Here is a 12,610-nt window from a genome sequence, read left to right as displayed (position 1 = left end):
AACTACTTTGGTATGCAGGCAAACATCATGAGTTTGCAGCAGGAGTGACGTGACTTCGTCGACTCGAGTGCCGCGGGGCGAGCCCCGCGTTGCGTGGTTGCCGCCACCCGTTATTGTATGAATGATGAAGAACGGCGCCCGCGGGCTCGGTGCTGCTCACTGCGACGACTGTCTCTGATTAGAAGGTGGACTGATCCCAGTCTGCAGCGACTTCGATGTAAGTTGAAGGAATCGAAAAGCGCTCGTATTGACGAGGAAGCGTCCTCATGGTTCCTCTGAATGACGCACAGGCTACAGTCGAGCGAACCCGAACCTCAATATGGCCACACCGAGGGAGGCAAGAGCGATCACTAGAGCCCAACCTTTTTCGAAGCGACTCTTCGTCTTAATTGCGATCAACGATTGGATCACAAGTATCACTAAAGCGACGGAAAAAACGAACGGTCTGTTATTCTGACTTAGATCTTCCGGCAACTGGGTCATGGAAGGATTCATCTCCAACATCCACTCGTACTTGTTGACAGGCAGTCGACAAATTAGCAAAAAGCCGAACAGAGTAAGCAGATGAGCCAGAAGCTTCGAGAGCAAAACAATCTTGCGCATCATTTTAAAAGCGCCGTCAATTTCAGCCACATATTGACGATAATATTGCCATATTTAGTGTTTTGTTTAATTTTCTCCAGCGGAAGGCCAATGCCTCGGTTGTATCGAGCGTCAACACTCACTGGAGGGCCACGCTACAGATGCTCGCGTTCGACCTTGTCCCCTTAGCGTTGCTTCTCCTACCGCCAGAACTTGATGCCCATGCCGACAGCGGCCAGAACGATCACAAGAGCCGCCCCTTTTTCGAGGCGGCTCGTCGTTTTCTTGGCGATCACCAACTGAACCACGGAAATCGCCAATACGATGAGGAAAGCACCCGGTCCGGTATCTGAATCAGCGCCGACCGGTGGATCGGCAATAATATCTTCCGCCCACTCGTATTCGTTGACAGGCAGCACAAATAGCAGCAGCAAGCCCAGCAGACTGAGCAGATGGGCCAGGAGCTTCGCGATCAAGACCATCTTGCGCATTGAACCTCACGTGCCAGGAGGCCGCTGTGCCAGACGCCAGCCTGCGACATGCGGCCACGGTGAAGGCAGCAGCAGAACCACCTCCGCCGCTGCTCTGATGTCAGGCCGCTTCAAAAGAAGTCCAGATCCCTGTCGCGCTCGCGAAAGTCGCGGCGTATGGCCTTGAGCCAGCGCTTGGACGCCGCCGGGTCGTCGAGCAGGTCCAGATCCTGTGTCGCCAGCACCAGGGCGGCCCGCCAGTGGCGGGCTTCGCGCTCCAGCAGTTCGCCCAGCTTCAGCGGGTTCAAGGACCTGCCGGGTTCGACACCGAAATCCATGCAGAAACGCATCTCGGCGTGGGCGATCTCCGTCCTGATCTCGTCGAGCTGCTCCGCCAGCACCTTGTTGTAGTGCCTCACTCGTTGGGGATCGGCCGCCGCGAGGTGACCCGCGTCGATCTGCTCGATGCGCAACTGCAGTTCCAGCAGGGCCAGCAGATCGTTTTTTGCATACGCCTGGTTGACCTCCTGCATCAGTGCCGTCTTGGCCTCGCGCTGCCTCAGGTCGGTCTCCCGGTCGGGATGCAGGGCGCTCGCCAGCTTGCGAAACACCTCCCGCACCGATTGCGTCGCCTGCCTCGCCTCGTCCTCGCGGCGCTGCTGCGCGGCGGTCTTGCGGCGCTTCGACGCCTTCGCCTCGCGCATGGCATCGGCCGCCGCGGCCTGCTCCTGCACACCTTCGTGTACCCGCCGCAAAAGATCTTCTTCGCTGGTAAGGCCTTGATCATCACCGAGGTCGAGTCCGGTCATCGCCTCCGTCAGTTCCTTCAGCGCCTGCAGCGCTTCCTGCCGCTCGGTGTCGAACTCCACCTGCGCGTGCCTGGCGAACAAGGCCTTGAGCTCCACATCGTCATCGTCTGCGCCCAACAACTCGGCCGCCGCCTCGCACAGCACCGCTTGCAAGGTCTCACGTTCGGTGCGTGTCCACTTGAACCGCTGGCTCGCAAGGTCGAGCTTGAAGACCCATTGCCGTCGCAGGGCCCGCCATTGAGCCTGCAAGGGCAGCAGCACCTGCACATGCGCCTCGCCGTAGGGCGCGACCTTGTCCTGCCACGCTTCCAAGGTGGAGCGCGCTTGCTCTATCTGCCGGCTCAGCGTGTTGAATCGTTTCTGGTCTCGGGTCAAGACGCGGTCGCTGCCGTCTACAGCGATGCGGATGGCTTGGATGGCGGGCATGGCTCGTGGTCCGAAGGCTGGCCGCGCATTGTGCAATGTGGGCCCATGCCCCGGCCGATGTCCAGGTCATCACCCTAGAGAATTTCGCGCTCGCTCCGCGCGGGGCCCCTCGTTGGAGGATCGCCCGGGCGCCCCACCCTGCGCCCGGCCGGCCTGCCCCTCAAGGCGCCGGACGCCGGTGCTTCAGGGCGTGTTGCGCCTCCATGAAGTAGCGCTTCCCGACCGGTCCAGCTCGAGACGGCCCTGCAGCCGCTCCAGCACCTCACGCACCCCCTCCTCGAGCGTGCTCTCGTGGGTCTTCACCACACAGTCCGGGGCCAGCGGTTTTTCATAGGGGGCGGAAATGCCGGTGAATTGCGCGAGCGCGCCTTGCCTGGCACGGCGGTAGAGGCCCTTCACGTCGCGTCGCTCGCAAACATCCAGGGGGCACTCGACGAACACTTCGACGAAGTGCTGCGGCCCCACGATGCCGCGGACCATGGCGCGGTCCTCCCGCGAAGGCGAAATGAAGGCGGCCACCGTGATCACGCCGGCGTCCAGCATCAGCCGCGCGACCTCCGCGGCCCGGCGCAGGTTCTCGCGCCGTTCGGCGGGCGTGAAACCCAGGTCAGCGCACAGGCCGTGGCGCAGGTTGTCGCCGTCGAGCACGTAGGTGCGGCGGCCTTGGCGGTGCAGCTCGGCTTCCAGCGCGTGCGCCAGCGTGGACTTGCCGGCCCCCGACAGTCCCGTGAGCCAGACCACCGCCGCGCGATGGCCGGCCTGCCGCTCGCGGTCGTGCTGCCCGATGGCTGGCGTCTGCCAGACGATGTCGTCGCGTCTCATCGTTCGCCGAAGGATTCGCTGACCGTGCGGCGCACGGGCTTGAGCAGGTAGTCCAGCACGCTGCGGTCGCCGGTGCGGATGTCCACCTGCGCGGTCATGCCCGGCTTGATCTCCAGTCGCCTGCCCGTGGTGGTCGTCACCGGCGTGGCGCCGGTGGCCACGTGCACCCGGTAGTAGATTTCCTTGCCGCGGCCCGACTCTTCCTTCAGCGTGTCGGCACTCACGTGGGTGACCCGGCCCTGCACCGCGCCGTAGAGCGTGTAGTCGTAGGGATCGAAGCGGATCGTCGCGGCCAGGCCGGGGCGCACCTTGGCGATCGAGGCCGGGCTGACCTTGGCCTCGACGACCAGCTCGTCCCCCGCCGGCACGATCTGCATGATCTCCTCGCCGGGGCGCAGCACGCCGCCCACGGTCGTGACCCGGATGTTCTTCACGATGCCAGGGGTCTGTGCGATGAAGACGCTGTCGGCCTGCTCCTGGCGCTTGCGAGCCAGCACCTGCTCGTTCTGCGCCATCTCGTCCTCGGCCTTGGCCAGGTCCAGGCGCGCATCCTCCAGGAACTTGTTGCGGCGACCGACGAGGCGCGACTCGGCTTCGTTGAGCGCCCGTTGCGCGCGCAGGATCTCCGACTTGCTGGCGTCGCCGTCGCGATGGAGCTGCTCCGTCAGCTGCACCTCCCGCTTCGACAGGTCCACCGCCACGCCCAGGGTCCTGAGGTCCTCCTGCAGGCCGATGCGCCGCTGCAGGAACAAGGCCCGCTCGACCTCGGCCATCTCCTTGAACTCGGCCCGGCTCGCCGGGGGAAACGCCGGCACGTCACGTCCGGTCACCTCGGCCCGCAGACGCATGGCCCGGACCTGCAAGGCGTACAGGCGGGCCTCGATCTCGCCGACGGAGGCGCCCACCCGCGTCTGGTCGAGCTGGGCCAGCGGCTGCCCGGCCTGCACCGTGTCGCCCTCGCGCACGTTCAAGCGGGCCAGCACACCCCCGTCCACCGCCTGGATGACCTGCACCCGGCTGGAGGCGATCACCTCGCCGCCGGCCTTCGTGACTTCGTCCACCCGGAAGTACGCCGTCCAGCCGACGAACAGCACCAGCGCGAGCAGCCCGCCCAGCAGCCAGGGCCCGTGCCGCCGCGCATGAAAGCTCTCCAGGTGCGCCACGCGCGCCTGCTCGGCGCCGCCGTCGGCGTCCGCCGCTTGCCCGTCAAACCACATTGAGTGTCCTCCCTGCCTGCATCGCCGGCGCGCCCGCACGGGCCGCGGCGGGACGCGCCAGCATCTGCGGCAGCACCGCGTCGGGGCTGCCGTCCTTGACCACCTTGCCCTCGCGCATCAACACGACCCGCGTGGCCAGCTTCAGCGCCGGCATCGGCCGGTGGGTGGCGACGATCAGGATGTCGTCGGGGCGCACGTGGGCCGCCAGCGCCTGCCAGACGCGGGCCTCGCTCTCCGCGTCGAGCGACGCGGTCGGCTCGTCGAGCAGCCAGAGGCGCGGCTGCGAGATCGCCACCCGCGCCAGCGCCACCAGCTGCCGCTGCCCGCCCGACAGGCCTTCCCCGCCTTCGGCAATCGGCAGGTCCATGCCGAGCGGATTGCCGGCGGCGATGGCATCGACCCCGAGCTCGCGAGCGATCTGCGACAGACGCGAATCGCCGCCGGCGGCTGCCAGCGCCAGATTGCTGCGCAAGCTGCCCTTGAACAGGTGCACCGCCTGCGGCAGGTAGCCGACGTGGCCGGCCACCACCTGGGGATCGATCTCCCACAGGTCGGCGTCGCCCAGGCGCACCCGGCCCTCGGAGGGGCGGTAGAGGCCGGCGAGCACCTTGAGCAAGGTGGACTTGCCGCATCCCACCGGCCCCACCAGCAGCACCCGCTCGCCCGCGGTGAATGTCAGCGACTCGACATCGAGCTGCCGCATCGGCGACTCCGGATAGGCGAAACGCACGCGCTCCACCTCGGCGCTGCGGGGCGCCTCCTCCGGCAGCAGCAGACCCTGGCCGGGGCGCCGCTCCAGCTCCAGACCCAGCAGCGGGTCGACCATCTGCAGCGCCTGCGTCACGTGCTGCCACTGGATCAGGTACTGCACGCACTGCGCCAGCGGCGCGATGACCCGTCCGCCCAGCATGCCGCAGGCGATCAAGCCCCCCATGCTGAGCTGGCCCGCCTCGATCTGCCACACGCCGACGACGATGCCTGCGACGTAGGCCACCGACGACAACAGCTGCGTGGTCACCGTGGCGAAGTGGCTGACGGCCTTCTGCTGGATGTTGGCGGCGTCGATGGACGCGGTGATGGCCTGCCACTCGCCGGCGAACCGCCAGCCGGCGTTGCTGGCGCGGATCGACTCGGCGCCGCGGATCGCATCCACCAGGAGGCCTTGCCGTTCGGTGCCGCGCGAGAGCTGCTGCCTCAGCAGGCGGCGCAGCCGCCCCTGGACGAACAGCCCGAGCGCCAGCGCCACCGGCATCACCGCCAGGTAGACCCATGCGACCGGCGCGGCCAGCACCCACATCATGCCGACGAACAGCAGCGCGAACGGCATGTCGATCAGGCCAAAGACGATGCTGGACGACAGGAACTGGCGCACCGCGTCGAGACCGCTGACCTGCGCGGCCAGGCTGCCGAGGCTGCGCGGCTGGCGGTCGAGCTGCAGGTGCAGCAGGTGCTCGAAGACGCGCTGCGAGACCCGCTTGTCGACCTGACAGGCGACGCTGTCGAGGATGCGCGCCCGCACGGTCTTCAACACCCAGTCGAGCGCCATCACCAGCGCCATGCCGGCGACCAGGGTGGTCAGGGTTGCATAAGCCAGGGTCGGCACCACCCGGTCGTACACCTGCATGCCGAACAAGGACGACGACAGCGCGAGCACGTTGACGAGCAGCGTCGCGACCATCACCTTGCCGAGCCAGCCGGGCTCGCGGAACAGCTCCTGCCACACCAGGCGGGCGGCGCGGTTGCCGAGCAGCGGCACGGGCGCGCCCTGCGCAGGCCGCGTGCGCAGCCAGACCACCAGGGCGTCCTGCAGCGACTCCGGCTCGGCCTCGCGGCTCTGCCCCTCGCCGTCGGTCAAGGCGACCGCCCCGGTGGACGCGCGCTCCGCCATCCACCAGCGGCCGTCGTGCCACACCAGCGCCGGCAGCCGGCGCAGGTCGAGGCGGCGCCACAACAGCTGCACCGCCTGCACGTGGCGCAACGAGACCTGTGCCAGCAGATGGCGCACTTGCTCCGCCGGGCCCGGCGGCGGCAGTACCGCCGCGCTCCGAGCGTCCGCCCGGGCCAGCTCATCGGCCTGCACCGTGACCTTCAGCTTCGCCAACAGGCGCGCCAGCACCGCCGGGTCGACACGGCCGGGTCGCGCAGGACCGGACGGGTCGCCGTGATCCTGCGTCACGCCGCCCTCGACGTCCGCGTTGCCGGCGCTGTCCTGTCCCTCTGGGCCGGCGGCCGGGGCCGCCGGCCTGAACTCGTTCATCTGCATCGATTCACTCTTGGATGGGGGCGGCAGGCGCATCGAGGCCGCCGGTGAGCGCCGTCAAGCGCAGCGAGTACACCAGCCACTCGTTGTCGGCCTGCACCTGCAACAGCCGCTGCTCCGTCACTTCGCGCTGGACGTTCAGCACGTCCAGCCAGGCTTTGCGGCCGGCCTCGTACTGCCGCCGGTAGGACGCGAGGATCTCCTCGAGCTCCTGGACCGATTGCTGCTCCACCTGCTTCAGGCCGGCCTGCATGCGCCGGTTGCTGATCAGGCTGCGGACGTTGCGCTGCACTTCCGTGCGCACCGCGTTCTGGCCTTCGAGAGCGGCCTGCAGCCGCGCGCCGGCGGCCCGCGAGCGGCCCCGGGCCGCGAACCCCATGCCGTCCAGGCTGCCCTCGACCACCAGGCCGACGCGTGCATCGCTGCGCACGCCAGGCTGGCCCGCGCTGCGCTCGTACTGCAGGTAGACGGTCGGCATCGAGGAGCTTCTCTCGCGCTCGGCATCGGCCCGGGCCAAGTCGACCTGCCGGGCCCGCAGCGCGAGGTCGGCGCTGCGGTCGAGCGCGAGCGTCTCGAGCGTCGGCTCGGGGGCGAGCGCGAGGTGCTGCGGCGCCACGGGCGGCGAGGTATCGACCACGACCTGGGTGAGGGCCTGCAGCTCGTTGAGGGCGACTGCCAGCTCGCCGTCCAGACGTTCCTTCTGGGCACGCGCCTGGATGAGCCGCGAGGCGGCCAGGCGCACGTCGGCCCGCGAAGCGAGCTCGCCGCGTTCGCGCCGCTGGATCTGGCCATGCAGCTCTTCGTGCCGGGCGATGTTGTCCAGCGCCACCTGCTGGCGCTGGTAGATGCCTTGGACCCGCGCATAGGCCACCGCGGTCTGCTCGATCAATTGCCTTCTCACCCGCAACAGGTCGGCCTGCTCCACGCCGACGTCGGCCTGCGCGTGGGCCAGCTGGCTGTCGATGCGGCCGAAGGCCCACACCGGCTGGCGGGCGCGCAAGGTGGAGGGGGTGGTGTGCCGGTCCTGGGCGGCCAGCTGGCCGCTCAGCGTGGGATAGCGCTGGGCCTGCGCGACGTCGCCGAGCGCGGCCTTGGCGTCGACTTCCGCCGTCTTGCCGGCCACCGCGGGGTGCTGGCTCAGCGTCGCGCGCAGCGCGGCCTCCAGGCCTGCCGCGCCCTGTGCCAGTACGGGGCCGCCGAGCCCCAGGACGGCCCACAGCAGCCAGCGCAGACACCCGCACATCATCGCGCGGCACCTGTTGCGGGCAGCGACCGGGAACCCGCGTGGAGCAGGCCAACGAAGGAAGGCAGGGGTGACATGTCGGTCCAGACGAAAGCGCAAGGACGAGGCGCGCGAAGGCAGACCCGCGCGGGCCGCGAACTCGTCCCGGGCGTCCCCGGGCGAAGCGGGGACGGGACGGCAGACAGGGATTGTTGCGGGCCGCGCCCGCCGGGGATCGCCCGATATGCGGCGGGAAAGACGGCCTGATCCGGCGTCGCGGACGCCGGTGCACGCAGCCGGCAACGCCGCCCTGCGGAGGTCAGTGGCTCAGGTCGAGCTCACCGTCGGCCCAGGCCTCCGAGCCGCCAGGCGCTGCGACGGCCCTGCCCTGCCCCCGCTCGCCCTGCCGCTCCAGGGCCTCGGCCCGCTCCGGCTCGCCGATCATCCGGCACGCCTGCGCGAGGTCATGGCGCCAGTTGCGGTTCCAGGGGCACAGCGTCAGAGCCTTTTCCATCAGCTCGATCCCCGGCCGCAGATGGCCCTTGCGCACATAGACCAGGCCGACCATGAAATTCGCCGCGGCGTGCTCGGGCAGGTGGTGCAGCAGCCGCTTGAAGCAGTGCTCGGCCTGGTCCAGCTGGCCTGCGTGGTAGTGCGCCACGCCCTGGTTCAGCAGGCCCGGCTCCGGAAGGGCCACCATGTCGGTGATCGGCGCCCACTCGATCTTCGCGTTCGTGCCGCGGATCAGCGGCGCCAGGTGTTCGCGGTAGCGCGCCCACTTGTTCCGCGACGAGGTGTAGATCGGCTGGCGGACCTGCCAGACGCTGGCGGTCTTGACCGTGCGGTCCAGCGTGTCGAAGTCGAGGACCCCGGGTTCCCAGGCGGCGCCGAGGTGGTCGAGCATCCTGCGGGCCATGCCCTCGGTGTCGGCCACGACGTCTTCGTAGGCGACTTCCAGGATCTCGCCCGGGAACAGCCGGTGCCAGTGATCCATCAGCAGGTGGTGGTCCGCCAGCTGCTCGCCGATGTCGGTGAGGTCGTACGCGAAGCCCATGCCGCCGTGCTTGGCCTGGAAGTCGGTGAAGAAGTTGGAGATCGCGATGTCGCGCGGATCGCGCCGCACCGAGATGATCTTCGCCTTCGGGAACAGGAACTTGATGAGCCCGATGTTCTCGAAGTTGTGCGGCAGCTTGTCCACCACGAAACGGGCACCGGGGCCGAGCTCCTGCAGCTGGCGCAGCACCTGCCCCGCGATGCCTGCGGTCACCTCGGGATCGAGATCGTCCACGCAGTCCGGGTAGTGCCGCCCCGAGCCGGTCTGCCGTTCCCAGCGCTCCAGCCCCTCGATCACCTGCGGGATAAGGCCCAGCTCGCCGGCGCCGAACACCTCGCTGTGCCCGGCGAGGATCTGCTCCACCAGCGTCGTGCCGGAGCGCGGCATGCCCACCACGTAGACCGGCACGGTGGTGTCGAGCCCGCAGTCCTTGCGGTGCTCGTACAGCGAGCGGGTGTAGGCGTGCCGGATGCGCGCGCAGTGCTGGCGGTGCGCGCGGGCGTCGTAGGCGAGCAAGCGCTTGTTGGCCGCATTGGCCTCGGCGGCCAGCGCAAAGGCTCGGTCGTAGTCCTTGCGCTTCTCCCAGGCGGCGGCCAGCTGGAACAGGAGGCTGCCGCGCACCGGGCCCTCCGGCCCGGGCAGCCGGGCCAGCGCCTCGATGCGATGCAGGGTGGCCTCGTCGTCGGGAAATTTGCGGGCGTTGATCAGCGCGACATGGCCCCGTGTCGGGTGGATGGCCTTGACGCGCTCGAACAGGGCGACCGCCTCGTCGATGCGGCCGCGCTGCATCTGCTGCTGACCCAGCCCTTGCAAGGCCGACAGGCAATCGGGGTCGCGGTCGAGCACCTCCTGGAACAACGCCTCGGCGCGGTCGAAGTGGTCCGTCTGGCTCTCCACCGCCGCGAGCACGCAACGGGCCTCGGCGCGCAGCGCGGACACCGTGGCCGGCGTCGCTTCTCCGCTGTCAGGCAGCGCGTCGGCCGCGGCCACCGCCTGCTCGGCCGCGTGGCGGGCGCGGTCCGGAGACAGGTGCAGGCACGCGCTGGACAGCTGGATCCACCACCCGGTGCAGTCCGCGCCACGCGCCGACTGCAGGCGGATCGCATGGCGCAGCAGGCCGGCCGCCTGGGCGAGGCGTCCCTGCGCCTGCGCCAGCTCGGCCAGTTGTCCGTACAGCGCGACGTTGTCGGGGACATGCGCCAAGGCGGCACGCAGCCCCTCTTCCGCCTGTGCGTGCCGGGCGCGCCCGGCCAGCATCGAGGCGTGGGCGAGCAGCAGGCCCACCCACTCGTCCTCGCCCAGATCGGCCCGGCGGCGCTCGAGCCAGGCCTCGGCCTGTGCCTCGTGTCCACCGGCGAGCCAGGTCTCGAGTTGCAGAACCCGCAGCTGTGCCGTGAAGCCGCGCACCACGTTCTCGGAAAGCCCCGCGTGGACGCCCTCGAGGCGGCGGATCCCGAGGTCGATGGCTCCCTGCGCGCTGAGCTCGTCGCCTTGTGCGAGGTAGATGTGAGCCAGCGCCGCGTGGACCGCGATGCGCCCCGGCGCCAGCTCGGCCGACCGCTCGTAGAGCCGGCGCGCCTCGGCCAGGTCGCCCTGCTGGCGGCGGCACCCCGCCAGGCGGGCCAAGGCGAGCGCGTGGTCCGGCGCCTCGGCCAGGGCCTGCTCCAGCAGCTCGCGGGCCTGGTCGCCCCGCTGCAGCAGCAGACAGCCGGCTGCCAGGTCGACGCGTGCATCGACCGGCAAGCTGTTGAGCCGGGACTCGAGCTGCGACAGCAGCGCCAGCGCCGCCGCCTGCTCGCCGAGGGCGGCCATCGCCAGCAACAGCAGCGGCTGCACGGCAGGGTCGCCGCTGTCCTCAGCGTGGCTCTGCGCGGCGGCCTTCAACTCGGCGTACTGCTGGTGCTCGGCCAGCGTCCTGAGGAAGGGCAGACAGGACATGTCAGCCGCCCGGGATGCCGCCACCCGGGATGCCGCCGCCCATGTCGGCGAACAGGCCCTGGGTTTGCAGCACCGAGGTCATCCGGTTCTGCACGTACACCGTCGAGAAGTCGCGCCCGGCGAACATGTTCCCGGTGCCCGTTCCCTGCCACAGGTTGCGCGCATCCGCTGCCGCGTAGCTCGAGCGCCAGAGGTGGCCCGAGTTGTCGATGCGCGCTGCCCAGCCCGAGCCCGACATCCAGAAGAAGCAGTTCGGAAGAGCGTCACCGCCCTGGACTGTCATGCCCGCTGAGCCGATCATCGGCCCGCTCGTCCCGACGAGAACCACCCTGTCGTCCGCGCTCAGGTTGTTGCCTCCCAGCCATTCGCCCCAGTTGGCCCCGGCGGCAGCGCCCTCGTTCATAGGGCTCGTATTCAGAGTCCCAGCCCCTGAATCGACCATCACGTAGATGGTGTAGCTGACGTTGCTGCTGAAGGTGCGACCAGAGTGGCTCGACGAGACGCCGTTCACCAGGTCGAAGACGACGGTCGCGGTGTCCATCGACGCTGCAGCGACGCTCAGGGTGTCGGCCGAGGCCGCGCTCAGGTTGCCCGCCGCGTCCACCGCATAGGCCTTGTAGGTCCCGTCGGCGAGGCCCGTCGCGGCCAGGCTGGTGGCCTGGTTCGCGGTGCCGATGGTCACCGAGTTCCACTTGTCGTCGGCTGCGCCGGTGATGTCGGCCACGCTGTTGACCGTGATGCTGCTGTCCACCAGGTACACGGTGCCGGTCTCGGTGCTCTGCACCGTGGCGTTGCCCGTGTTGTCGATGTTCGCGGCCGCCAGGGTGGCACCCGGCGCGGCGGTGTCGCCGGTGATGACGAAGTCGCTGGTCGGCGCACTGGTGTTGCCGGCCGCATCGGTGGCGGTGACCTTGAAGTGGTGGGTCGTGCCGTTCGCGACCGTCGCGGTGTAGGTCCAGGTCGTCCCGCTCACGCTGGCAGTGCCCAACAAGCTCTGCCCGTCGTAGACGTGCACGGTGGCCCCGGCCTCGCAGCTGCCCGACAAGGCCAGGCTGGTGTCGTTGGTGCGGGCACCGCTCGACAGGGAGCCGGTCACACTGCCGACGTTGTCGGTGGCGCCGCCGAAGGTGGCGGAGGGGGCGACGTAGTCGGTCGCGAGGGTCGGGTTGCCGACACTGCTGCCGACGCTGTTGCCCGCGGCATCGTAGAGGCGGACGCTGGCCACGCCGCCGGCCGTGATGGCTGCCTGCAGCTCGCCGCTGGTCGGGGTGCCGTCGCTGGTGCTGAAGTTCACCGAGGTGTCGCCCGCGCCGATGAAGGCGTCGGTGGCCACCAGCGTGCTGCCGATGTACAGCTCCGCGCGGCCCCCGGTGGCCTCGCCGGCGACGATCTGCGCCTGGGCCTGGAGGTGGGTGTTGCTCGCGTTCAGCGTGTCGGCCACCACGGTGCCGCCGGTCGGCGTCAGGGACAGCTGGGCCGGCGCGGTGGGCGCCGTCATGTCGCCCACCACCACGATGTCGGCGGTCGGCGCGCTGGTGTTGCCCGCGGCATCGGTCGCCGTGACGTGGAACTGGTGCTGCGTCGCATCCGTCACGGTCGCGCTGTAGCTCCAGCTGGTGCCGTTCACGGTGGCCGTGCCCAGCAGCATGCTGCCGTCGTAGACCAGCACCGTCGCGCCGGCCTCGCAGCTGCCGCTCAGCAGCAGCGTGCTGTCGTCGCTCGCCTGGCCGCTGGACAGCGGGCCGGTGACCGTGCCGGCGTCGTCGGTCGCGGCGTCCAGGGTCACGGCGGGGGCAGTGGTGTCGCCCAC

At 69.3% G+C, this 12,610-nt stretch carries 8 protein-coding genes; all 8 read right to left on the bottom strand.

All coding sequences use genetic code 11. The features are described from left to right. Positions 1-782: 782 nt before the first annotated feature. Complete coding sequence (locus OOT46_RS29240; RefSeq protein ID WP_265407151.1) at positions 783-1,073, bottom strand: hypothetical protein; 291 nt, start codon at positions 1,071-1,073, stop codon at positions 783-785. A 110-nt stretch (positions 1,074-1,183) separates the two neighbouring features. After that, on the bottom strand, positions 1,184-2,287 hold the full coding sequence (locus OOT46_RS29235; protein WP_265407150.1) for a J domain-containing protein: 1,104 nt from the start codon (positions 2,285-2,287) through the stop codon (positions 1,184-1,186). A gap of 183 nt (positions 2,288-2,470) precedes the next feature. Further along, the gene (cysC, locus tag OOT46_RS29230) at positions 2,471-3,109 is read right to left on the bottom strand and encodes an adenylyl-sulfate kinase (protein WP_265407149.1); all 639 of its coding nucleotides are present in this window, start codon (positions 3,107-3,109) and stop codon (positions 2,471-2,473) included. Next, positions 3,106-4,326, bottom strand: a complete 1,221-nt coding sequence (locus OOT46_RS29225) for an HlyD family efflux transporter periplasmic adaptor subunit (RefSeq protein ID WP_265407148.1) — start codon at positions 4,324-4,326, stop codon at positions 3,106-3,108. Before OOT46_RS29225 ends, cysC begins: the two co-directional genes overlap by 4 nt. Continuing rightward, positions 4,316-6,583, bottom strand: coding sequence for an ATP-binding cassette domain-containing protein (locus tag OOT46_RS29220; RefSeq protein ID WP_265407147.1), 2,268 nt, complete (start codon positions 6,581-6,583; stop codon positions 4,316-4,318). The genes OOT46_RS29225 and OOT46_RS29220 overlap by 11 nt, the downstream gene beginning before the upstream one ends. 10 nt (positions 6,584-6,593) lie before the next feature. Further along, positions 6,594-7,832 (bottom strand): TolC family protein, encoded by a 1,239-nt coding sequence (locus tag OOT46_RS29215; RefSeq protein WP_265407146.1) that lies wholly within the window; start codon positions 7,830-7,832, stop codon positions 6,594-6,596. A 295-nt stretch (positions 7,833-8,127) separates the two neighbouring features. Beyond that, positions 8,128-10,800: a tetratricopeptide repeat-containing sulfotransferase family protein gene (locus OOT46_RS29210; RefSeq protein ID WP_265407145.1), complete on the bottom strand. Its 2,673-nt coding sequence runs from the start codon at positions 10,798-10,800 to the stop codon at positions 8,128-8,130. 1 nt (position 10,801) lies between these two features. Next, the coding region (locus OOT46_RS29205) for an Ig-like domain-containing protein (protein WP_265407144.1) at positions 10,802-12,610 on the bottom strand (1,809 nt) is incomplete at its 5' end.

This window comes from Aquabacterium sp. A7-Y, from assembly GCF_026153205.1.
Lineage (GTDB): Bacteria > Pseudomonadota > Gammaproteobacteria > Burkholderiales > Burkholderiaceae_C > Caldimonas.
The sequence above is the reverse complement of the archived record's forward strand: the minus strand, read 5'-3'. Positions and strand labels throughout refer to the sequence as shown.